18 protein-coding genes are annotated in these 23,740 nt (G+C 49.1%); 11 read left to right on the top strand and 7 right to left on the bottom strand.

Annotation, left to right across the window (positions count from 1 at the left end; translation table 11 throughout):
- Positions 1-38: 38 nt before the first annotated feature.
- From MHN31_RS10345 to MHN31_RS10335, 3 genes are all read left to right on the top strand, one after another.
- On the top strand, positions 39-815 hold the full coding sequence (locus tag MHN31_RS10345) for a DUF3034 family protein (protein ID WP_239444235.1): 777 nt from the start codon (positions 39-41) through the stop codon (positions 813-815).
- 81 nt (positions 816-896) lie between these two features.
- Positions 897-1,277, top strand: coding sequence for a group 1 truncated hemoglobin (locus MHN31_RS10340; protein WP_239444274.1), 381 nt, complete (start codon positions 897-899; stop codon positions 1,275-1,277).
- 161 nt (positions 1,278-1,438) lie between these two features.
- Complete coding sequence (locus MHN31_RS10335; protein ID WP_239444234.1) at positions 1,439-2,080, top strand: beta/gamma crystallin-related protein; 642 nt, start codon at positions 1,439-1,441, stop codon at positions 2,078-2,080.
- A gap of 364 nt (positions 2,081-2,444) precedes the next feature.
- On the opposite strand, the gene MHN31_RS10330 is transcribed toward MHN31_RS10335, so the two are convergent.
- From MHN31_RS10330 to MHN31_RS10320, 3 genes are all read right to left on the bottom strand, one after another.
- Positions 2,445-3,284, bottom strand: a complete 840-nt coding sequence (locus MHN31_RS10330) for a glycosyltransferase (RefSeq protein WP_194866633.1) — start codon at positions 3,282-3,284, stop codon at positions 2,445-2,447.
- 376 nt (positions 3,285-3,660) lie between these two features.
- Entirely contained in the window at positions 3,661-4,401 is a 741-nt protein-coding gene (locus tag MHN31_RS10325) for a glycosyltransferase family 25 protein (RefSeq protein ID WP_228553063.1), read from the bottom strand.
- A 50-nt stretch (positions 4,402-4,451) separates the two neighbouring features.
- The gene (locus MHN31_RS10320) at positions 4,452-5,456 is read right to left on the bottom strand and encodes a glycosyltransferase family 9 protein (RefSeq protein WP_125558444.1); all 1,005 of its coding nucleotides are present in this window, start codon (positions 5,454-5,456) and stop codon (positions 4,452-4,454) included.
- Between the two features lie 95 nt (positions 5,457-5,551).
- On the opposite strand from MHN31_RS10320, the gene MHN31_RS10315 reads away from it, so the two are divergent.
- Positions 5,552-6,382 carry a sulfurtransferase gene (locus MHN31_RS10315; protein ID WP_194866632.1) on the top strand — a complete coding sequence of 277 codons (831 nt, stop codon included), beginning with the start codon at positions 5,552-5,554 and terminating at the stop codon, positions 6,380-6,382.
- A gap of 12 nt (positions 6,383-6,394) precedes the next feature.
- Here MHN31_RS10315 and MHN31_RS10310 read toward each other — a convergent pair whose 3' ends face one another.
- Positions 6,395-7,576 (bottom strand): ROK family transcriptional regulator, encoded by a 1,182-nt coding sequence (locus MHN31_RS10310; RefSeq protein WP_125558440.1) that lies wholly within the window; start codon positions 7,574-7,576, stop codon positions 6,395-6,397.
- A 294-nt stretch (positions 7,577-7,870) separates the two neighbouring features.
- On the opposite strand from MHN31_RS10310, the gene MHN31_RS10305 reads away from it, so the two are divergent.
- The 6 genes from MHN31_RS10305 (at position 7,871) to MHN31_RS24230 (ending at position 17,981) form a co-directional block, all read left to right on the top strand.
- On the top strand, positions 7,871-8,956 hold the full coding sequence (locus MHN31_RS10305) for a substrate-binding domain-containing protein (protein ID WP_228553062.1): 1,086 nt from the start codon (positions 7,871-7,873) through the stop codon (positions 8,954-8,956).
- 8 nt (positions 8,957-8,964) lie between these two features.
- Positions 8,965-9,933, top strand: coding sequence for an ABC transporter permease (locus MHN31_RS10300; protein WP_125558439.1), 969 nt, complete (start codon positions 8,965-8,967; stop codon positions 9,931-9,933).
- Positions 9,926-10,699: an ATP-binding cassette domain-containing protein gene (locus tag MHN31_RS10295; protein WP_239444233.1), complete on the top strand. Its 774-nt coding sequence runs from the start codon at positions 9,926-9,928 to the stop codon at positions 10,697-10,699. Before MHN31_RS10300 ends, MHN31_RS10295 begins: the two co-directional genes overlap by 8 nt.
- A 196-nt stretch (positions 10,700-10,895) precedes the next feature.
- Positions 10,896-12,494, top strand: a complete 1,599-nt coding sequence (locus tag MHN31_RS10290) for a glycoside hydrolase family 3 protein (RefSeq protein WP_194866631.1) — start codon at positions 10,896-10,898, stop codon at positions 12,492-12,494.
- Positions 12,495-12,660: 166 nt separating this feature from the next.
- On the top strand, positions 12,661-15,264 hold the full coding sequence (locus MHN31_RS10285) for a TonB-dependent receptor (RefSeq protein ID WP_125558435.1): 2,604 nt from the start codon (positions 12,661-12,663) through the stop codon (positions 15,262-15,264).
- A 542-nt stretch (positions 15,265-15,806) separates the two neighbouring features.
- Positions 15,807-17,981 carry a carbohydrate-binding protein gene (locus tag MHN31_RS24230; protein ID WP_125558433.1) on the top strand — a complete coding sequence of 725 codons (2,175 nt, stop codon included), beginning with the start codon at positions 15,807-15,809 and terminating at the stop codon, positions 17,979-17,981.
- Between the two features lie 87 nt (positions 17,982-18,068).
- Here MHN31_RS24230 and MHN31_RS10275 read toward each other — a convergent pair whose 3' ends face one another.
- On the bottom strand, positions 18,069-18,977 hold the full coding sequence (locus tag MHN31_RS10275; RefSeq protein WP_194866628.1) for an immunity 49 family protein: 909 nt from the start codon (positions 18,975-18,977) through the stop codon (positions 18,069-18,071).
- A 107-nt stretch (positions 18,978-19,084) separates the two neighbouring features.
- Entirely contained in the window at positions 19,085-20,053 is a 969-nt protein-coding gene (locus tag MHN31_RS10270) for a class 1 fructose-bisphosphatase (protein WP_125558429.1), read from the bottom strand.
- A 159-nt stretch (positions 20,054-20,212) separates the two neighbouring features.
- On the opposite strand from MHN31_RS10270, the gene MHN31_RS10265 reads away from it, so the two are divergent.
- Positions 20,213-22,639 (top strand): zinc-dependent metalloprotease, encoded by a 2,427-nt coding sequence (locus tag MHN31_RS10265; RefSeq protein ID WP_239444232.1) that lies wholly within the window; start codon positions 20,213-20,215, stop codon positions 22,637-22,639.
- A 57-nt stretch (positions 22,640-22,696) separates the two neighbouring features.
- On the opposite strand, the gene MHN31_RS10260 is transcribed toward MHN31_RS10265, so the two are convergent.
- A complete protein-coding gene (locus MHN31_RS10260; RefSeq protein WP_194866626.1) occupies positions 22,697-23,674 on the bottom strand; it encodes a heme-binding protein in 978 nt (325 codons plus the stop codon).
- Positions 23,675-23,740 lie beyond the last annotated feature (66 nt).

Below are 23,740 nucleotides of genomic sequence, written 5' to 3'. Positions count from 1 at the left end.
TTTTATCAGGCTGCGCACTATGGATAAGTGCCACCTGTATGGCAGGTTCCGGTAAGTTACTGGCCACACCCGGTGTTTCTCAGGTAGAAGGCAGCGCAGGTGGGGGCATTGTGCCCTGGGCTCAGCTGGCAGGGTATGCCAGTGACGAGCAATGGAGTCTTGGCGGCTTTTGCAGCCGCGCCAGCGTTGATGATTACCGACTGGATGTGTGCGGTATTCAGGCCAACCTGTTTGACCGCGTAGAGCTGAGTTATGCTGAGCAAACTTTTGCCGTACCAGCACTCAATACTGAGATCGAGCAGTCGGTAAGCGGCGTTAAAGTGCGTCTGTATGGGGATATCGTCTACAGTGCCTGGCCACAGGTGAGCTTGGGTATGCAGCACAAGTCACTCAAAGATGATGCTGTTGCCGCTTTGCTGGGCGCCGAGGACGACAGCGGCACCGATATCTATCTGGCTGCCAGCAAGCTGCACCTGGGAGCACTGGGTGGCTTTAACGCATTTTGGAATATCACAGCGCGCCATACCGAGGCCAATCAACTAGGTTTGCTGGGCTATGGTGGTCAGCAGGGCGGTGAACGCATTTACCTCGAAGCCAGTGCGGCCATTTTTCTCAGCAGGGAGCTGGCGCTGGGCTACGAGTATCGCGAAAAGCCCGACAATCTCGGGTTGGGTGAGCAGGCATGGCGGGATGTATTTGTTGCCTGGTTTATCAATAAGCAGGTCAATATCACCGCGGCTTGGCTGGATCTGGGCAGCATTGCAGGTCAGCCAGATCAGACCGGTTGGTATGTTTCTGTCACCGGCTATTTTTAAGGAGTTAGGGTGTATCAGCGCATCACATACCATGCTCGCAACGCACTGTGTAGTCTGATAATACTACTGACCAGTCTTTCCATGGGAGGATGCCAGTCCAGTATCACACCAAGCTTATATCAGCAGATTGGTGGTCAAGCAGGGTTGGAGCGCCTGGTCGATTTGTTCATTCAGCAGATAGGGCGTGATAAAGCCATTCTGCCTTATTTTGCCAAAGCTAATGTGAGCCATTTCCGCCAGGGTTTTATCACTCACTTATGCGATACCCTTGATGGGCCCTGTGAGTATCAGGGCGATTCTATGGTCCAGATCCATACCGGAATGAAGATCACCGAAGCTGATTTTAACCGTGTGGTTGAGCTGTTGATCAATGCCATGACCGAAGCCGGAATAGCCCATACTACGCAAAACCAAATCCTCTCAAAGCTGGCACCATTGCGCAGTGAAATGATAAAAATATAGATATAAAATCCGATGGTTTTTACCTTTTTTTAATTTCAATCCATAAAAATACATTTTTTGGTTTTTTTATTTAATATAAAAATAATCATATTGATGTTGCAATATGGGTACACGTTCTCTAGAATTGCGCCCCCAATTTGTAGTAATAAAGGAAACATGGAATGAAATATTCATTGGTAGCTTTGTTGGCGACTCTGTCTTTTGGTGCAACCGCAGGCGCAACAATTTATGAGCACGGTTACTTTAAAGGTAAGTCAAGTTACATTGGCGATGGGGAAATGATTGATGAGCTGAATAAGCGTCGTATCTTCGCGAATGACAGTGTCTCATCTTTAAAAGTAGATCACGGTACTTGTGTTGTTCTGTATAAGAATGCAGGTTACAGCTCAACTGCGAAATACTTTTCTGGCGGAGAGTATGCAGACTTGGTTGACTACCGTTTTAACGATGAAACCACGTCAATTCAGGTATTTAAGAGCCACCGTTGTGAAAGTGCTATCATGACTCACTTCTACAACCATGGTGATTACAATACACGTGGCGGACATTTCTCATTACCACCAAATTCTTTCATTCGTGATTTGGACAAGGGACACGATGCTACATACTGGCACAAAGAGTGGCATGCAAATGATGTGGTTTCTTCTATAAAAGTTGGCATTAACTCATGTGTTACACTGTACAGAGATCATCACTTCAGAGGTGCGAGTAAAAAGGTTGGTAAAAACGCGCCGACATTGCGCGCATACAACTTTAACGATGAAGCTTCCTCTATTCGAGTAACATCGGGCTCTTGTAAGTAACGACAAGAGTTTAAAGTAATGAGTATGGGCGTATTGCCCGTACTCATTCTTGCCCTACCTATATTCATTATTTTTTCTGGCGTTGTTGTATTCTCTGTGACTTAGTGATCCGCTACTGCCCTTTTATCAATATACTCACATCATAAACAGAGTGAACATGCCGGCACCGTGGCTCTATAGCATGATACTCTATACTTTTTCGCCAACAGCACTGTTTTTACTGTGAAGTTACTTTTCTCAGTGACCCCACATAGTCCGCTCTGTCTAAGTCATGCTTTCGTCACTAAATAAAACGCGCAAGTATCAGAGCCAAATTGCTTAATCACTATGACCGGGAGTGGCAATAAAAATGCCTTGTTTCCAATTATCTGGGTACATACCATTGACACAGTTGAGTTAAAATGAAGTTTGGAAGTGGGTACTTCTTGTGGATCTTTTCCAGGTAAAGAGTCCAGGCGTGTGCCTTTAGTGTCGCTATTTCTGCGTCATCTACGATCCCCTTGTAGAACTGAGCGAAGTCCCGGATAAACTGTACATCCCGACGGCGGTTATTTTTTGCGTAGCCTTTACCTGCGTAGTGAATAAAATCAGCTTCAAGGTAGTCATCATGACCGAACATATCCATACGATTAAATGACCTGTCGAGTGTTTCATGAGCAATGTTATGTCTATGCAAAGTGTAGTTAAAATAGCTTTGGTCATAGTGAGTGATCTTGTTACAGATTTTTTGTAAGTCATTCAATTCAGTTTTTTTGAAAAGTTCGCACTGTTTTGAAGTAAGAATGATTCCGGCATTGTAGTAGACTGGGCGATTGTCTTGCTGTGGCCAGTTAACCTTGCCGAGTTCCTGCTGGATCATCTCAATATCAGGCGCTCGCTCTTGTTTTACCCCTTCGTTAAACCAGTACGCTTTACTCGTATCAGGGTAAAGTTCAAACACATCCCTTGCATGAGGCGTGATCAACACGTCGGCATCAACGTATAGCACTCTGTCATATTCCTCAAGGAGCGCGCCAATTCTTAACTTCTCAGTCCAGGCCGGGCTGGCGTTATATCGTGGGTTATCTATTTTGATGGGGTAGCGCAATGAGTCTGAAATGATGAGATCAGCACCTACCTTTTTAGCATATATTTCGAAGCTTTTAAGTGCAGCACGATACATAGGGTTATTACCTATGGCCAATGTAAATATTGCTTTTTTCAAGTGTTTTCCCCTGATATTGATGTGAATGCTGCTGCATTGTACCTGTGCTTTGCACAAGGTTGTCATTAGATATGAAAATGCTCATTTTGGCAATGTCGTAACTGAACATCCCAGTTTAGCGTTCGTTAGAATGACATAGGGCTAAAATAGTTCAGATAACGAAGTGCAAATAAGTTATCACACTCCGCCAGTTCATAGTCGTATTTATATCCGTATCGCAGTTGGATTTGCGACACATGTTCAGTGGGTAGCCAAAGTAGGATGCTGTAACTAAGTTTGCAAAGTTTATAAACTTAGCGCCAGTATCCTAATGAGGGGACTAGCCTAATGGGAGAGGCGTGACTAGATGCTAAAGCAGGTCGTTACTCAGCGGATATCAGAGAATATCCTTCAATGTCGCTGAGCGAAATTGTCTTTGCAAAAATAATCTGATCCGGTGCTTTGCGTTCCGAGTAAAGGTGCTTCTGCCGGAATGTTGCCCTTTGTTCAGGATGGCAATCTCACTTTCGAAGCTAATATCTTCTGAGACGGGATACGGTTTGATACCGACTACGCGTAGTCCGATTTCACCGTGAAATTGCAGGTCGACATCCACAGGTCGATAAAAAGGCTTGCGGTTGAGTAATTTCTTAGCGCCAGCCAGGCTGATAAGATAGCCTTGAGTGCCGTTTGGTACTTTCTTGTAGTTACCTAGGGTAAATTGTTCATTGAGCGCTCGCGTATCAATAAAAGGGTTGGCGCGATTATCGGATAATTTGATCATATCCCAGCCTTTCAGGTCTGGTATGAGAGCCAATAATGATGCCAGGCTGTCTTCAATATGAAGATCATCTTCAAGTACGAGCGCATAAGGCAGGTTTTCGTTGACTACTTTTTCATAGATACGATAGTGGCTAATGTAGCAGCCAATTTCACCTGGTGTCAGGTGTCTGTGATAGCGTTGCAAATTAGCTTCTTGGTCATACCAGGTTGCTACTTCTGATTCAGGCAGCTGCTTGCCGTTGGTGGCAGAAAAACGGCTAGCATCCAGCCCTACTTCTTGTAAGCGAGTATAGGTTGTTTGCCATCTGTCTTCACAGCCATCCATATTGATAATAAAAATAGGAGGTTGCATCATTGTGTTTACTACGAAATTACTCAGGACGATGTCATTAAAGTGTCACCTGCTTATTTGAACAGATCCAGGTATCGTTCGGCAAGGTATTCTGGCTCTATTGCGCAAATAATCTCAGCTTCATTAAGGCTTGTTGAGTGACTGGTAATAACTTGACAATGGGTCGTTAGAGGGGCGACCAGTGAAAAAGGAGAAGTGCCCAGACCAACTAATGCCAGCGTCGGTATATTGCATGCGGATGCAATATGCATTGGTCCTGAATCTATAGTAATCATTGCATCCATGGCTGAGATTGTATCGACTAGCTCGCCTAATGAGGTTGTACCGGCGAGATTAGTTGCTTCAATATTTTTTCTAGCAAGCTGTTGCCTCAACTCTTCAGCGTCATGGTATTCGCTGCTATCGCCCAGTAAATACAAATGTGTCTGAGTTTGAGCGACAATTTTCGTCAACGCGTTTGCTGCAAGATGCACCGGGTAGTGACGCGTCGCCTTGTTCTTGCCGCCAATATAAACTGCGGTTGCATGAGGCTCCGGGTGTGTCAGTTGAGCTTTGTTTGCTTTAAGTCGCGGTAAAGAGAAACTCTGCAGTGGTTTCCCATGTGCGTCATTTACCAGACGACAATAGCGAAAGATATAATGATGACATTCGTTGAGTTTAAGCGGGTGAGAAAGTAAAGGTTTGCGGCCATTCTGAGCATAGCCAACCACATAACGGATCCCTGCCAGTTTTGCCAATACTGCTTCTATGAATGAACCACGTAACAGTACCGCCATGGAGAATTGAGAGGCTTTCAGTGTTTTGGCGAAGCGATATAAACCGATACGCTCATTTGGATGATAGCGAGCATCTTCTATCAACTCAAAGTCATATCCTTCAGCCCTTTCCAACACGTCACGCATGTAGGGGCGAATAAGTAAGCACACCTTTTTTCCTGGATACAAGTTATTGAGCAGCTCGATCGCAGGTAATGAGTTGATAGCGTCGCCAATAAAGCGAGGAAGTATCACTAAAATGGGACCATTGATGTTATTAGGCTCGATGGCTTTCTTGGACATGGGTTTTCTTGTTATGGGCACTGATCCAAACTAGTATACCCAAAGCGAATGAACAAAATCATCCTTGTCCTACAAATTTATACAAAAGTTAAAAAATGAAAAACACTAAAAGTTGTCACTGGTTACTGAAAAACCTCAGTCGCGTCACTGTGCTTGATTGCGGCATGCTCAAACCAGGAACAAAAGGAAATTATGTGCCATCGGGGATCATTGCGGGGGCAAAACGTTTTGATATCAGCCACGCCTTTAGTGATGTCACTGGCGCATGCCCCAATACAATGTGCAGCGCAGCGCAATTTCAGCGTGGCGTCAGGGCATTGGGAATTAACCAGCAGGATACTGTGGTTGTTTACGACAATTTTGCTTTGTTCAGTGCTGCCCGGGCCTGGTGGATGTTTAAGGCTATGGGGTTTGAGCAGGTTTATGTGCTGGACGGGGGCTTAGTCAAGTGGCTTGAACTGGGCTTACCTGTTGCGACTGATTATGCACATAGCAGTGAACCCGGAGATTTCGTCGCCGATCCTCAAAGAGGTTACTTCATTGATAAGCATGACGTGTTAGAAGCGATAGACAACCCTGAAGTATTATTACTGGATGCACGCAGCCCGGCGCGGTTTAGTGGCCAGGAACGAGAACCTCGCGTGGGGATGCGCAGTGGCCATATTCCGGGCAGTGCGAATGTCCATTATGCGAGCGTGCTGGATGACAGTGGGTTAATTAAACCGAAAGCGCAGTTACGGGCTTTATTAACGGAAGCCGGGGTTATTAACCAGGCCTTACAGTTTAGCTGTGGCTCCGGGGTCACGGCCTGCATTTTGGCCATGATTGCGGATGAGTGTGGGTTTTACCCTTTATCTGTTTATGACGGGTCCTGGAGTGAATGGGGGCAAGACGCAAGTCTGCCTGTTGCCACTTGCCCCACATAACACTTTACTAATCTAGTAGACCAGCTCCTGAAGCTCACTGGGCTGGTTGATAGCTGGAAAGTACAAGGTCTGCATGTTTTTAGCGCTGAGTGCACTGTGCAACGGCAAGGTAGCAATGCCCTTGAGGGCAATGTTGGCGACGTCCGGGGTTTTGACCAGTCGCACCACCTGGCGTTCGCCAAACTGCGCAATGGACGGAATAAACGGGCGTAATTCAGATGTGAGCTTATCAAGCAGCCAGTCATTGATGTCACCGCCCAAAATGATGGTTTGGGTATTCAGCAGGGACTCAATACTGTGGATTGCTATCCGCATCGGCTCCGCAGCCTGTTCGAGCCAGCGCTCTATCACCGGGTGTTCCTGTAGCTGGTGATGCAGCTCTTCGGTGCTGCAACCTGGGCGTCCGAGGCTGTTTTTTAGGGCACTTAACGAGGCAAAGTCGTTCAGCCGACCCAGTTCAGCGGTGTCATCATCTGTTTCAGGGGTCACAAACAGCTCACCCAGTGCGCCGGTCAGACCATTCTGACCGAGCAGGATCCGTCGATCGTATACCACCGCCGACTCCACCTGGTTACCCAGATGTACATAGACAAAGCTGTCCAGCAGCCGGGCTTCGCCAAACAACATCTGAAAACTGGCGCAGGCAGATGCCGTTGTTTCCAGTGCCACGGGTACGCCCAGCGTATCGGCCAGTTGCTGCTGAAGTTCCCGATTGTGGGCAAAAATTTCGACGCCTTTAAGATGGCTCAGTTGTACCGATAGGCCGCAGCCAAGCACCTGAGAAACGCTCAGGTTGGCGACGGTCAATAAGGTGTCAATCAGATATTTGGCCTTATCGAGCAGGGTATCGCCTGTATCAAGGTGGGTGTGTAGTCGGTTGAGTAGTTCACCGTTGAGATAAAACAGGCCAACTTCCAGCTCGCGATCAACGATGCGTATTGCCAGCGTATATGCCGCCTTTTTATTCAGAATCAGCATTTTTGAAGGTTTACCCGCACCTTCTGATTTTTTTATACCGGTTTCTTCAACAAGTTGAACGCTCAGCAGTTCTTCCACCATGTTCGTTATGGTTTGTTTGGTCAACTGGGTATTGCGGGCAATCTCAACACGGGAGATTGGCCCCTGAGTGACAATCTGAGAGAGTACAAGACGCAAATTTATCGATTTATTCTGTTTTGCGTTGGAGCCTTTCAATGTGTTCGCCTTACTATTTGAATCTAATTTGGGGGTTTTATCATGATATCACCCCAGTCAATGTGCCGTATGTACCTGCTTACACAACACATTCTCCCTGAACTAAGCCGATTATCTTACTCGATCATGAGGCTAAACCGAATAAAAAATAATTAGTCAAACTAATTGACATAAACGGTTTGTTGGCTGAATATGACTATAAATACAACAAAACAGATCCTAAATGCCAGTATAAAAATGGCAGTTAGGGCGTTCGCAAGCGCGAATTTTAATAATCAACAGCAGGATCTACCTATGTCTACAGGAACTCAGATGAATGGCCACCGCCGTCGGACGTGGTTTAGCGGGATGTTTGCCGCTGCTGCGCTCTGTGCAACGTCGATGAGCTGGGCAGCACAAAGTATAGACTGGAGCAAAGCGGCAAAATCCAGTGATATCCACCTGACAGAGCAGCAGAGTGAGCAAATTAAATCAAAAGATTTGACTGCTGCGCTTGTTTGGCATGGAGCCAGTCCGTGGGTGGCTGCAGTATCGCGCGGCGCACGTGCCGAATTTGAAAAACTAGGCATTAGAGTGGTGGCTGCGACTGACGCCCAGTTTGATCCTGCGAAGCAAGTGGCCGATCTGGAGAACATTGCCGCGCTGAAACCCGATATTATTCTTTCGCTCAGTGTTGATGGAGTTAGTACCAAGCAAAGTTATGCCAAAGCCATTGAGCGTGGCGCTAAATTGGTATTACTGAGCAACCCCATCCCGGGTTTTGAGCAAGGCAAAGACTTCGTCGGTATCGTGACGGATGACATGTTTGGTATGGGCAAAGCGGCGGCTGATCTGACGGCCAATGCGTTGGGAGATAAAGGCAAAATCGGCATGATTTACCACGATGCCAGCTATTTTATCACCAATAATCGTGATAATGCCTACCGCAAGGGACTAACAGCTTACCCCGGATTGAATGTGGTTATCGAAAGAGGATTCATTAAAGAGCATGAGACCAGCAATGTCGCCGCGGCGATGGTACTGCAGCATCCTGAACTGGAGGCCATTTATGTGTCCTGGGATGCCGCCGCGGAAGGGGTGGTAGAAGCACTGCGTTCTTTAGGTCGACGCGACATTAAAGTGATCACCCATGATCTGGGAGTGAATAACCTGCTGGATATGGCGATGGATGGCAATGTGTATGGCACCATTGCAGACAGGCCATTCGACATCGGGCAGACCATGGCCCGACTTGGCGCTGCCTCTACATTGGGTTTACCGGCGCCACACTTTACCTTAGTGCCGTTTGACACCGTTAAGCGAGACAACATTGCTGAGATCTGGCAGCGCGCATTTCAGTCGCCACTGCCAAGACTCCTGAATTTAGCGTTAAAACAATAAGGAATACCATGAGCGTTAATCAACTACCTATGCAGCAACTCAAGTTGCTGGCTGTGAAACGAGAGTTTTTTATCTACTATATATTCCTTGCGGTGATGCTGATTTTTGCAGTCGCACTGCATGATACAGGCTTTTTTAGCCTGACCAACTTTATGAACATCGTGCGTCAAACTGCGCCTATTACGGTGATGGCCGTGGGGCTGACCTTTGCGCTGGCAGTAGGTCATATTGACTTATCAATAGGCTCTGTGGTGGCGCTATCTGCCCTGGTTGGTGCCTTGTTGTTACAGCATGTGGGCATTCCTCTGGCCGTGCTGGGGGCACTCAGTGTCGGTTTGATCGTCGGCCTGATCAACGGTTTGCTGATTGAGCGTTTGCAGGTGTCATCTTTGTTGATCACCCTGGGCACTATGGGCGTGATCACCGGTTTGTCGCGCCAGCTCACGAACCTGGAGTCTGTGCCAATCATAGATCAAACTTTTACCGCCTTTTTTGGTGCGGGTGAACTGTTTGGCATTCCTTCCTTATTTATCTGGACCCTGGTGATAGCGGCACTGGGCTATGTGGTCCTGACTAAGCTTGCATTTGGTAAGCACTTACTTGCAGTGGGCGGTAGCCCTAAAGCGGCTCTGGCGATGGGGATTAAAGTGACTCAGGTGCGCATTTATGCCCTGGTTATTTCTTCTATGGCGGCTGCGCTGGCCGGACTCTTGTATGCCGGTCGTTTGCACGGCGCGCGTTATACCCTGGGTGAGGCAGATTTGCTGACCGTTATTGCAGCCGTTGCGATTGGTGGCACCAGCTTGTTTGGTGGCCGCGCGTGTATTATCGGCGCCATTCTGGGGTCCTGGTTAATGGGCATGATCAACAACGGTTTGATCTTGTCTGGTTTTTCCACAAACGAACAAATGATAGCGCGCGGTGCCATCTTGATTGTGGCTGTGGCAATTGGTGTCAAGGAGTTGAAAAATGGTTAGAAGTGCATTGGATCAAATCGCCCTCGAAGTGAGGGACGTACATAAGCGTTTTGGTGGTGTACATGCGCTTAAAGGCGTGAGCTTTACCATCAACAAAGGCGAAGTTGTGGGATTGCTCGGCGACAATGGTGCTGGTAAATCAACTCTGGTGCGCTGCATTTCCGGGATCCACCCGCCCGATGAAGGGGCCATTCTGGTTAATGGTCAGCCGGTGCATATCGACTCTCCTCTGGCATCACGTGAAGCGGGAATAGAAACGGTGTTTCAGGACCTGGCCATGGTGCCGGAGTTCGATATCACAGAAAACCTGTTTCTTAACCGAGAGATCCGCCATAAGAATCCAATCTTACGCCGACTTGGCTGGCTGGATAAAAAAGCCATGAAGAAGCGTGCGAAGAAAGCCCTGAATCGGCTGAACAGCCGCATTCCGAGTTATCAGGAACAGATCCATCGCCTTTCTGGTGGTCAGCGTCAGGCTGTTGCCATTGCTCGCGCGGTGAATTGGGGAGCCGACATTGTGATCATGGATGAGCCGACGGCAGCACTGGGTGTTGAGCAGAGTGCGCAGGTCAATGAACTGATCAATGTGATCAGCTCTCAGGGGGTTGCTGTGCTGCTGATCAGTCACAACATGCAGCATGTGGTTGAAACCTGTGATCGTGCGGTGGTGTTGTATCAGGGGCAATCGGTGGCAGATGTGTCGGTCAGCGATGTGACCAAAGAAGATCTGGTCGGACTGATCACGGGCGCTAAGTCCGCAGCCTAACAGACTATCTGTCCGGTTTCATGCCTGGCCAACGAGCTAAAGGTGGGTGCGTATTGCTCCGCCTCCTGCTCTGGACTGGCATGTAAACGGATCAGTTTCACCCGAGAGGTGCCAGACAGGCGCTTCCTTATCTGAACGAATAATAAATCGGCGCCGTGGCGCTGAGGGCTTTGTTTTGCCAAAAATCGAGGGCAGTATGGATATTGAAAAGAAAGTAGCACAGCTTATCGACACACTTTCTATCGAAGAAAAAGTCGGACAGCTGTTTGTTCTGGCATTTGCCGGAGAAGACCGTGACTACGCAAAGACGCTGGTCAAGGAGCGGCATATCGGCGGCTTTTACATTACGGATGATAATGCTGCTAACCCGACTAGCGCGGCGCAATTAGCTCATGAGTTACAGCATGAAGCAGCGTTGAGAGCCTGTGATGCCCCTTTATTGCTGGCTGTTGATCAGGAAGGTTCCTGGGGGATCCTGACTCAGTATACCGATCTGGGCCCGGGTAACCTGGGCCTGGGTAAGGCGGACAATACGGCACTGACTGCAGATATGTATCAGGTGTTTGCCGAGCAGATGCAGCAAGTTGGCTACAATACTCTGCTATCACCCTGCGCTGATGTGAATGCTAATCCGGATAACCCGATCATTGGACTGCGCGCCTTTGGCGAGCAGACCCATCACGTTGCTCGTCATGTTGCTGCTGCGGTTCGTGGTGTGCAGCGCAGCGGCAGTCTGAGTTGTGCCAAACATTTTCCGGGTCACGGAGACACCCACAATGACTCGCACCAGACACTGCCTGTAGTAGACAAGTCTTTGCAGCAATTGATGTGTGAAGATCTGTTGCCTTTTAAGGCGGCGATTGAGTCTGGTGTTCCGCTGATCATGACCAGTCATATCAGCTACCCTCAAATAGATGCCGACTATCCGGCGACCTTATCGTCCACTATTTTGCAGGGGGTTTTGCGCCAGCAGTTGGGGTTTAACGGCATTATTATCACCGACAGTATGAATATGTGGTCCATGCGCAAAAACTATGCGCCAGAAGAAGCGGCTATCCTGGCATTGCAAGCAGGCGCCAACCTGGTAATGCTCAGTGAAGAGCACTACGAAAACAGCACCACCCCTTACAAAGCGATTCAGGCACAAACCATTGATGGCGTTATCGCTGCGGTTAAGCAGGGTAGCTTAAGTGAATCGGTTATTGATGCTCGCTTGCAACAGGTACTGGCATTTAAGTACCAGCATTTTGCAACTTCATCACAAACATCGGCCAGTGTACTGGAAAGTGCGAATGAACTGGCGCGAGAGGCGGCAAATTCGGCCATTCGAGTATTACGCAATGACGACCAGCTATGGCCACTCGAAGGACGCGCCTTTACGTTGGCGTTTGCTGCTGATCCCAAAGGGTACGACAACATTGTCAACAGCCGGGGGATAGGTCCTAACGACCCGAATTCGGCCCGGGATGTGATTCTGGAGACACTGGCAGAGCGTGGGCGGGAATATCGACTCTGGCAGCATGATCAGTTTATGGCGGCGCTACAGGCCCCTACTGAACCATTGGCTGAACCCTTAGTGCTGATCACTGAAGATTACCCCTTGCCAGGAGAAAGCTTTGACGTGGCAGCCCAACAGCAACGTGTCCAACAGGCGCTACAAAAATGGCCTGACAGGGTCATTGTGGTTGCCATGCGTTCTGATTACGAAATATCGCAATATGCTGATCTATCAACTTATGTTTGTGCTTACTCGAGCAGGGCCGTGAGTGCCCGAGCCATCGCAGAGCAACTTTAAAAAGATCAGTAAAACGAAATAATAAGTGCTTGACAATTAGTCAAAATGATTTAATAAATACTTAGTATATCAATTTTACTAATAAAAAATGACAGTTTGATAATAACACAAGCCAGTCGACTCACTGGGAATGAACGGCTTGGGATAAGGCAAAGGGGAGAAGAGCATGAAAAATCAGGGCTCAAAGGTAAAAACCAAGTATCTGAATAACTATCTGAAATCCAGTTACGTGGCAGTATGTGTGGCAACAGCGTTGTCGGGTATGTCGTTTGGTGCTGCGGCAGAGGAACAGGATGGTGCGAATCAGGCAATCGAAACCATTGAAGTCAGAGGGATCAGACGGAGCCTGACTGAGGCGCTAAATACCAAGCGCTTTGCAAACTCTGTTGTTGACTCGATTTCGGCTGAAGACATAGGTAAATTCCCCGACAAGAATATCGGTGATGCAATGCAGCGTATTCCAGGGGTGACCGTAGTCAGAACCTTTGGTGAGGTAAGTGGTGTGACTGTGCGTGGTACTGCGCCTGAACACAGCATGGTGTTGCTGAACGGTCAGAACGTTGCCAGTGTTGGTTGGTTTGATTTGGGTGGTGTGAACCGTAGCTTTAACTTTGAAATGCTTGCCTCAGAGCAAATCTCCGGTATGGATGTCTACAAGTCGGTTGAATCGGATATTAACGAAGGCGCGATGGGTGGTACGGTTAACCTCAAGACTCGCAAGCCCCTTGATATGGATTCAGGTACTGTGTTTGCATCTGTAGAAAATGCCTATCATGGTAATGCCAAAGAGTGGTCGCCAGCCTACTCTGGTTTGGCAAGTTGGAAAAACGAGCAGGAGAACTTTGGTATTCTTGTTGCCTATTCAAATGAAGAGTCGAAAGTATATCGTGAGACGTTATCCACATTCGGACCACCAGGTGCAACGGAGCTGGAAGACAGTAATGGCGTGCTCAGAAAAACGTCTTGTTGTGCGGCATCTATTCTGTTCGATGAGGACAGAGAGCGCAGCAGCAGCCAGATCAGTGTTCAGTATGCGCCGAGCGATGCGCTGACACTAGGCTTGGATTACAATTTGTTTGAACTGGAAAACGACCACATTAACTCGGCTTTGTTCACCATCATGGGCTACGGTACCTTGCAGGGAGATTCGGTCAGAGTGAATGAGCAAGGGATTGTTACTGCAGCAACGGTCACAGCCTCAGGCCCGGGTCGCGCACCACTTTTCAACAACACGGTATTGCGTACTCCGGATATGCAAACGGATGTCATTAACTTTACTGCAAATTATCAAGCTGAAGCCTGGTCCGCCGACTTTGTTATTGGCCAGTCAACTGCTGAAGGCCGTATTGGCCAGACAAGTACGTGGTGGGGTGATATCAGTGAGCGTGCCAATTCTGGTTTTTCTTACGATGTTAGCGGCCCGCTGGAGCTTATTCCGGTTAACCCGGACTATATGAGTAGTCATGATAATTTTGAACTGTTCCATGAATATACCTATATCAATTATGAGCGTGACAATGAGATAGATTATATTCAGGCAGATTTTACCTTTGAGCTGGATTCTCCTGTGATGACATCAATCCAGGCTGGTATCAAGTTCCAGGAACAAGTGTTCTCATATCAGGAAAATAATCAGGATCTGAATGTGGATGCTATCCGTGAAGGGGGTGAGCGACTGACACTGGGCGACTTTAATGGCGGCTTTGTGTCGGGTCTGCATAGTGCTGAAGGGCGTGCTGGCAGCTTGTCAGGTTTTCCAATCGGTACTCGCGGGTTGTGGGACTATGCGCGTAACAATGCACCGGGCACGATCACCGTTAAAGATGCTTTCTCCATTGAAGAGGACATTGCCGCTGCGTACGTCAAAGCCAATTTCTCAGGGGAAGGTTTTCGCGGTAACTTAGGTCTGCGTGTAGTCGAAACAGACATTCTCTCCAAAGGTGAAATCAATGGGGTGAAGGGAGAAGTAGATAAAAGCTATACCAATTATCTTCCCAGCCTGAACCTGGCGATCGATCTGAGCGAGGACATGATCTTCCGGTTTGCGGCGGGATCTACGGTGTCACGCCCAGATTATGACGACATGAAAGTTGCAGACATCATTTCAGAGAGCTTTAAAACGGCAAATGTTGGCAGCCCGGATCTGGACCCGTATAAGTCAGACCAATACGACATGGGTGTCGAATGGTACTTCAACCCGTCTTCCGTTTTAGGTGCGACCTTGTTTGTGAAGAACATTAGTGACTACATTGAGCAAACAACTGCTGCTGAGTTCTATCCTGGATGTGGTGAAGGGTGCCTGGTGACGCGCTCGCGTAACGTCGGAACAGCCGATGTGCGTGGTATTGAATTACAGTACCAGCATGCGTTTGAAAATGGCTTTGGTATACAAGCAAACTACACCTATACCGATAGCAGTCGCACTGACTCGACGGGTAAGGAAATGCCCATTGAAGAAGTATCGCAAAACTCCTACAACTTGTCGGGTTACTACGAAAACGACTTGTTCAGTGTGCGCCTGGCTTACAACTACCGTGATGACTGGGTACGCCAGTATAACGGTAGCAGTCTGGATAGTCTGAATGATGCGTACGACCAGGTTGATGCTTCTGTGGTATGGCATGTGACCGATAACATTGATGTGTCATTTGAAGCGATTAACCTGCTCAATGAGGCGCTGGTGCTAAGACAGCCAACGGCAGGCAATATTGTGCACGCTGTTGATGAGTTTGGTACGCGTTACTTTGTGGGTGCCAGCGTTCGTTTCTAACACTGATCTCCCGCACGGCATCCCATGCTGTGCGGCCTCAGAATAAGGGAAGTTCCCGCTTCCTTTAGGCCAGTTCGGTTTTAACTGGTCAATCCGCGCATCACCTGGCAAGGAAGATTGCCCAGGTGTGCGGATAAGGGGGACATACACTGAATGCCTCAGCAATATTTGCCGGGATGGTGCGATGTGCCCACACTTCTACTCGGTTAAGGCAGGTTTGCCCGGCTTGCCTTATTTCACCTGTTATTGCCTGATCCTACGCATGAAACTTTATTGCAATAAATTTTGTAAAAACAATTGACTTATTATTTTGCGAACGCTAGCTTGTATATTAGTTGAGCAAATAGAAATGCCTGTTTTGTAGATTCAGCAAGATAGGTTAGCTCACTGCTTCAGCGATATAAACCCGGTGTGGATAATTAATGCGGGTTTATTGGTAGGCGGCTTAGGGTTGGGTCGCGGATGTTCATTAAAATTGTTGCTCTGATCGGGTTGATATTGCTGGATTTGTTTCGATTAAAAAAATAATGAGGAAACACCTAATGAAATTGAAAATGACAGGATGTGCAGTAGCCGTTATCTTAAGTTGTTCTGCGTCAGCGGGAACAGGCGTACAGGACTTTTTGGATAGCTTAAGAAACTTCGAATCGGGAATTAACCCTGCTCTGGCAGATTTTTACCTTGAGAACCTGAATAACCCGGTTTACAAGTATGCCAAAGTGTCAGCGCCAGGCCGTATGGTACGTGACTGCTCAACAGGCAGCATGATCCCGGAAGATACCACTATTAATCAATTCTTCACTAAGCTGGGCATTGACGGCATCTATAACTCACAAACTCCGTATAGTGCTGAGATGTTCAAAACCATGCAGTATAACTCTATGAATGCCTGGGGCTTCGTGGGTTATCAGCTGGGTGAAGCGGTACTGATTGATGCCGGTTACTATAGCCCGAAAGTGGTGACAGTGGATGGTAAGGAATACGACAGTTTCTATGTGTTTGTGGAAGACAGCACCTGGATTGGCTGTAAAACAGAAGCCCTGGTTGAGATCGTCGGCTCGGGCGGTAACCAAATCCAGGCAACAGATGTAAACCGCTGGGAAGGGACCTTTGTTGGTAAGAATGGCGTCAATTCGTTTGCTGACCTGTTGATCCCGGATAATCAGGAATTGGTTATGCGTGATGCCATGCGTTTCAATTATGGCGTGATGACGCAGTTGCTGACCGATGCCAACATGACCTGGGAACAGGCACTGGCGAAGAGCTGGCCTGGCACAGACGACAATGGTAACGCCATCACAGTACAAGCAACCATGTCTGGCCTGCTGGCTGCGGCACACTTACGTGGTGCCTGGGGAACAGCACGCCTGCTGACCAAGGATGAGATCACTTGTGATGAACTGGGTACCTGTATCACCAAATATGTACACAAGTTTGGTGGCTACAACACCATCTTCGACACGCCAGCGGATGACGTTATCGAAGGCTCTAAATACGATGAAAAGCTCTCCGCTGGTTGGGGTAACGACTTAGTACTGCCTGGCGGTGGTGCAGATACCATTGAACTGCATGAGCAAAGCGGCTCAGTGACCACAGTACGTGACTTCACTGTTGGCGAAGATCGCATCATCTTGCGTGACTGGCAGGCTGCTGCACCACTGAGTAACCTGTCTGTGTCAGATGTACCAGCAGGTGTTGAATTAGCGTTCGCTGGTCAGCGTGTGGTGCTCGAAGGCGTGTCGGCTGCGGCTGTGAACGTTAATACCGAAGCGGTGATCGCCCAGTCGGATATCTATGAAATTGCGTGGTCAGGTAAGCAAACCGTAACAGGCTTCAATCCTCAGCTGGATAAGATCCGTGGTACCGCTGGGATTGGCTTTAAGCACCTGAAAGCATACGAAACAGACACCGCTTTGGTCGTCGGCGTACAGGCTAAAGATGGTGGTATTTACAGCTCGGTTGAGCTGGTAGGCCTGACAATTGCCGATCTGACACCTGAGATGTTTGATAATGTCACTGGTGGTTATGACCGCCTGGGCTTCATCGTGCCTCTGAACAGCCAAAACTGGGGCTGGAATATGGCGCTGACAGTGAACAGTTTTGATCCGGCTAAAACCGTGATCAGCATGCCACTGTTCAACTATACCTTCTCTATGCTGGTGCTAACGCAGGAAGGTACTGATACGGTGATCACGCTGGATGAGACCGCATCAAAAGGTGATCAGAAGCGTCTGGTACTGAAAAACACTGATGTGAACAGCCTCAGCGCTGCAAACTTCGATTATGTATCGGGTAACTTTGTCGATGCAGTGATTGACGTACCGGTATTCTACGATATCACGGCAACGGTTGTAGGCACGGGTGGTAGCATTTCACCAGCGCCGGATGCAAGCGGTGTGATCAGCGCTAAAGGCAACACCGACTTTACGCTGACCTTTGTACCAGACAGCGGCTATCGTGTTGCTACATTGAAAGTCGATGGCGTGAGCGTGACAGCGCAGTCAAGCTACACTTTCCCGGCACTGTCTGCTGCACACAGCGTACAGGTGACCTTTGAACCTGGCAATTCTTGCCCTGCCCCCTGGAATGAAACTCAGGTATACACCGGCGGTGATCAGGTGACCTTTGGCGGTAAAACCTATGAAGCGAAGTGGTGGACTCAGGGTAACAACCCGGCCTCACTGGGCCCATGGAAAGAAATTGCCAATTGTCAGTAATGGCACGTTAGCACGGTTTGATTAAGAGCAAGCCATGGCACGCGCAAGCGGCCATGGCTTTTTTGTTTTGTGTGGCAAGGTACCCGCTTACAGCGAATCTGGCTGAGGTGGGGGTGCCATTTCGTGGAGATCCTCGGTGATCAGCCATTGCGGCAGATAAGGGTGATCCGGGATCAGATAGCCTTTATTACGATAGGCTAGGCGAGCTGGCCCGAGTAGTGCCAGGGCAAAGTCCGGGAACAGGTCGTCATCTTGGTCTGCTTTTTTTGCGCTTGCTGCAAACTTATCTAGAGCGTCATTCATTTTTTGCAGATAGGTTTGTTCGTCCTCATGGCAGAAAACACTGAGCAAGCAGTCGATCTTAGGCAATGAGTAGTTGTGTGCATAGAATGCATCTTTGTCCGCTCCTCCTGAAACATCAACTTGCATATAGGCCTGGATGGTTTGCACCAGATCCCGGGACTGCGGTTTTAAAATGGCTTTAACAATGTGAAACTCAGCTAGTTGTAAGGGCTGTATAAACCGGGCATTGGCATCGTAGTCCATTGCCTGCTTGTCAAACTTATCCAGCCAGGCTAGTGCCTCACCTTCGTTGTAAGCCAGTGCAAGCATAATGGTATCGTACCAGTCAGACGGGTGAATACCATGACTGAGCCTTTCTCCCGGGCGATTGATTGCTACGTCCTCAATACGCAGTTCATGGCTCTGTTGCGGGAATAAATGACGCTTAAAGTGCACTAGTCGGTAATTGTAAGCTTGACGTAAAAACCAGCGTGCTTCGTTGTGGTGACGTTGGGCATGCAGGGCAAAGTTAAATCCACTCTCCCAGTCTTTAGCTTGAGAATACTCCCAGCTATCACCAGTCATGGACTCCAGGTGTGTCTTATGCGCGATAAAAGCATTTTTGGCGAAATATGCACTTCTAACGTAGGAACGATAACGTTCAATATAAAAGTCCAGCTCTCTGGCACTGCCATAATGGTGTACTTGTGTCATTGAGTCTCCAGGCTGCAAGAGCAGGTGATGATGAAATAAAAGGGGAGAAACAAAAACGCCATGGCGAGCTCACCATGGCGTGTAAAGTATGTAGCTAGATAAGGGTCTTATTTATGATACCCAATACACGCTTCGACTTCGTTTTTCGAGCCTAAGATCACGGCTACGCGCTGGTGGATATGCTCCGGGTCGATATCCAGAATGCGTTGCTCACCGGTGTGGGCCAGACCGCCGGCTTGCTCTACCAGCATGGCCATCGGATTGGCTTCGTACATCAGGCGCAGTTTGTACGGTTTTTCCGGGTTTTTAGTGTCTGCCGGGTAAGTAAACAGGCCGCCGCGACATAGCACGCGGTGTACATCACCTACCATGGCAGCAATCCAGCGCATGTTGAAGTTTTTACCGCGCGGGCCTGTGTCGCCTGCCAGCAGGTCGTTGATGTAGTTTTGCATGGCCGGTTGCCAGTGACGCTGGTTTGACGCGTTGATGGCAAACTCCTGAGTGTCGGCCGGTACTTTGGCAAACTCTTCGGTCAGCAGGAAGCTGCCGTGGGTTTTATCTAGCGTGAAGATACGCGTGCCTTTACCTGTGGTCAGGGCCAGCGTGGTGCACGGGCCATACAGGACGTAGCCTGCGGCTATTTGCTTGTGGCCCGGCTGCATAAAGATAGCCGGATCAGCCGGATCGGCATCTTCCGGGGCTTCCATGATAGAGAAGATGGTTCCTACCAGAGAATTGATATCAGTATTAGATGAACCATCCAGCGGGTCGAATGCGACAATAAATTTGGCATCCGGGCTGCCCGCTACCGTGCCTTCTTCTTCTTCTGAGGCAATGGCTTTTACATAGCCAGACTCCAGCAGAATGTCTTTGAGTAGCTGGTTAGACAGTACGTCGAGTTTCTTCTGAGTTTCGCCCTGAATGTTTTCATCCAGTGTTGAGCCCAGCACGCCTGACAGCGCGCCCTGACCTACGCGGAAAGAGATTTCTTTACAGGCAGCCAGAATGGTTCGGATCAGAGAAACCAGTTCACGGGAACAGCCGTCTTCAATTAACACCGGTGGAAGTCTACGCATAAATTTTAGTCCTGATAACGGTTATGTTGCAGCCCTGATAGAGTGAGAGAGCAGGCCACAAACAGCGCTGAATTTTGTCCTAAATAACTGTATTTTGTATACGATTTAATATACAAATGAGGTACCAGTCATCTAACCTAACACAACAAAGATAAGAAAATGCGAAAAACACGCTTTGCACCTCACATGCTCTCGGCTTTGCTGCTGGCTATGATACCCCAAGCGCACGCTGCAATTAAGTCTATTGATGAATTTACTGACAAACTCAACCATTTCCCCGGGTTTTATGCGTTCTATAGCGACCCTGCCAGTGGCAAAATTTACCTGGATGTGGATAAACTCTCGCAGCCGTTCTTACTTCAGCATAGCCTGCCGTATGGCGTCGGATCCAACGACATAGGGTTAGATCGCGGCCAGCTGGGTAGTACTTACCTGGTGCAATTCGAGCGCTTTGGTGACAAGGTGATGCTGCGCGCACTGAATACCTATTTTCGTGCCAGTGCCGATAATCCGGCGGAGCAGCAAAGCGTCAAAGAGGCGTTTGCCTCCAGCATTTTAAATGGCTTTAAAGTGGTCGCCGAAGATGATGACAGTGTATTGATCGATTACACCCCTTATCTGTTGTCGGATGTCCACGGTGTGTCCCGGACGCTGGCGGCGCGCAAGCAGGGCAGTTACAGCCTGGATGCCAGCCGCAGCGCGACTTATATGCCACGTTCCAAAGCCTTTATGAAAAACACCGAGCTGGAAGCGGTCCTGACCTTTAAGGGCAGCAAGCCTGGTGAGTATGTGAAGCAGGCGACGGCCAACCCTTATGCGGTGACGGTCCATCAGCACCACTCGCTGATTGAGCTGCCGGATGAAAATTATCAGCCCCGCGCATTCCATCCGCAGTCAGGTTACTGGAGTATTGAGCACAAGGACTACTCGGCACCGCTGAGCGAGTCTATGTATGTGCGTTATATTCCGCGCCATCGCTTAAATAAAAAGGACCCGACTGCAAAAGTCTCTGAGCCGGTCGAGCCGATTGTGTATTACCTTGACCCGGGTGTGCCCGAGCCGGTGAAGACTGCATTACTGGATGGTGCACGCTGGTGGGATCAGGCTTTTGAAGCGGCGGGATACAAAAATGCCTTTCAGGTCAAAGTGCTGCCGGAAAATGCCGATCCCATGGACATTCGTTACAACGTGATCCAGTGGGTTCACCGCGCGACCCGTGGCTGGTCATATGGGGCATCGGTGATAGACCCGCGTACCGGCGAGATCATTAAAGGCCATGTCACCCTGGGCTCATTGCGCGTGCGTCAGGATATTCTGATTGCCGAAGCGTTAGCTGCGCCATTTGTAAAAGGTGATGAAGTGACCGCGCATCTGCACGCCATGGCGCTGGACCGTATTCGCCAGCTCAGTGCCCACGAAATTGGCCACACGCTGGGGATTGCTCATAACTTTTCGGCGTCTGTGAAAGACCGTGCCTCCGTGATGGATTATCCGCATCCGCTGGTGGGCATGAACGATCAGGGTGAGCTGGATATAAGCAAAGGCTACGCATCAGGCATGGGGGAGTGGGATACCCAGGTGATCAAGTATGGCTACAGCGACTTTACCGCGGTGGATGAATCTCAGGGGCTGGCTGCTATTTTGGCAGAGAACAAGAGCAAAGGGCTGGAGTTTATCTCGGATGCCGATGCCCGTCCTAAAGGCGGTGCACATCCGACTGCCCACCTGTGGGATAACGGCGGTGACCCGGCAGCTGAATTAACGCGAGTGCTGGATATTCGTCGTAAAGCGCTGGCCCGTTTTGGCCTGAATAACATCAAAACCGGTGAGGCCTTATCTCAGCTGGAAGAAAAGCTGGTGCCGTTGTACTTGTTCCACCGTTATCAGGTGGAATCGGCAGTGAAACTGATCGGTGGCGTAGACTACGACTATGAAGTGCGTGGCGCGCAGACTGCCAAAGGCGCACAAGTGGTAGGCAAGGCACAGCAGCAGTCAGCACTCTCGGCCCTGCTGGATACCTTATCTCCTGAGCAACTGATGATCCCGGAATCAGTGCTGGCGTTGATCCCGCCTAAAGCCTATGGCGAGTATAAAACCCGTGAAAGCATCAAAGGGCGTACCGGTCTGACACTGGATGCGATGGCGTTGCCAGAAGTGGCGGCTCAGCATACCCTGAGTTTATTGCTGAACCCGCAGCGGCTAAATCGATTGGCGCAACAGGGGGCTCGTAATCATGCCAACCTGAACAGCGACGATCTGCTGAACACAGTTTATCAGCATGTTTTTCAGCCGAAAGCGGAGTCGGGCATGGCAACAAAACTGACGCAGCGTGTGCAGTTTTTAACAGCCTATCGTCTGGCAGAGCTGGGTAGCAGCGATAAGCTGGCACCGGAAGTTCAGGCCCAGTTGCGTTACTACCTGAGTCAGCTGGTAGAGCAATACAGTGACGACTCTCTATTTGGTGGCAGCAGCAAGGCCGATGCATTTGACACCTATCTGGCGGACTTAGTGGCGCAGTATCTGGAAAGTGGTCAATGGCCGCAAGGCTTTAAAGCCCTGCCGATGCCGCCAGGCTCGCCTATCTAATCTTGCAAAAGAGAAAACCGGACTGACATCAGTCCGGTTTTTTTATGCCCGCTGTACTTAGGCCTTTTTGACTAAGGTATTGGTAGTGATGTGCGGGAAGGTGACGGTTTGCCCCTGAATAGGGATCTCCATGGTGATATTTTGCGAGTACTGAAGCTGAGTGAAATTATCACTGCCATCGAGTGACTCGAGCCAGTAGCTGATGGCATAACGGCTGACGTTGGCATGCTGTTGCTCAAAGCCAATATTAGTCACGGGGATGCCCGAGTGGGCGGTATCCACTTCCAGTAAAATGAATTTCTTCGGTGGAGATACTTCCAGTGCATTATTCAGTGGCTGATTGGGGTTCAGGGTAAAGTCTGGGTTCAGGTTACCAACACTTTTGGTGCTGTACTGATCGGTGCTGACATCATGGGGCAGACCCATAGGGAGCACGTCACTTTTGCTCAGCATCGGAATGGTGGGCACACCTGTGCCTGACTGGAAATGCCCGCTGGCCAGAATTGAGTTACCATGTGGTACCGACATTTGCTTGATAAAGTCATAGTTTTGCGTCGGTGGCACACTGTTAGGCACAGTTTCAGTTCCGATCCCCGGCTTTTCTCCGTTGCCATAAGGCCCCAGCAATTGTTTTCGATCGGTCAGGAACAGCAGTGAGCCATTTTCGGCATGCACCAGCTGATCTTTTGCCGGGCCATCGGCAAAGTAAACGCGCTGCTCGTAAAACAGGGTGTTGGCAACTTGCGTGCCTAAGCCACCGCGGTTGGGCGCTGTGCCGTGAATGGCTGAAAAAGTTAATTCTTCATAGTAAGCAAAGTTTTTCAGGATATAGCTGGCTTCCTGAGGCAGTGGCATCAGGCAGTAAGAAAACGGTTTGTCCGTTCCCCCCATACCAGAGTTACCCAGCGGTTGATTGGTCCAGGTGCCGACCAGGTGTTGTAGCGGGCCCAACTCGGTTGTCGGCGCTGGCGGGTTTTCCTGTGCCGGGTCGATCAGCAAAGGTTTTGAAAGATCAGGGGGCGTTACGTCAGTCATGATGGTTTCCTCATTAATTGCTACTGGCATTCCATGGGGTATCCCACAGAGCCATAGGCTTGATCC

The organism is Pseudoalteromonas sp. McH1-42 (assembly GCF_022347845.1).
GTDB classification, from domain to species: Bacteria; Pseudomonadota; Gammaproteobacteria; order Enterobacterales; family Alteromonadaceae; genus Pseudoalteromonas; species Pseudoalteromonas rubra_D.
Note: the sequence above shows the minus strand (reverse complement) of the source record. Positions and strands in the feature narration are given on the sequence as shown.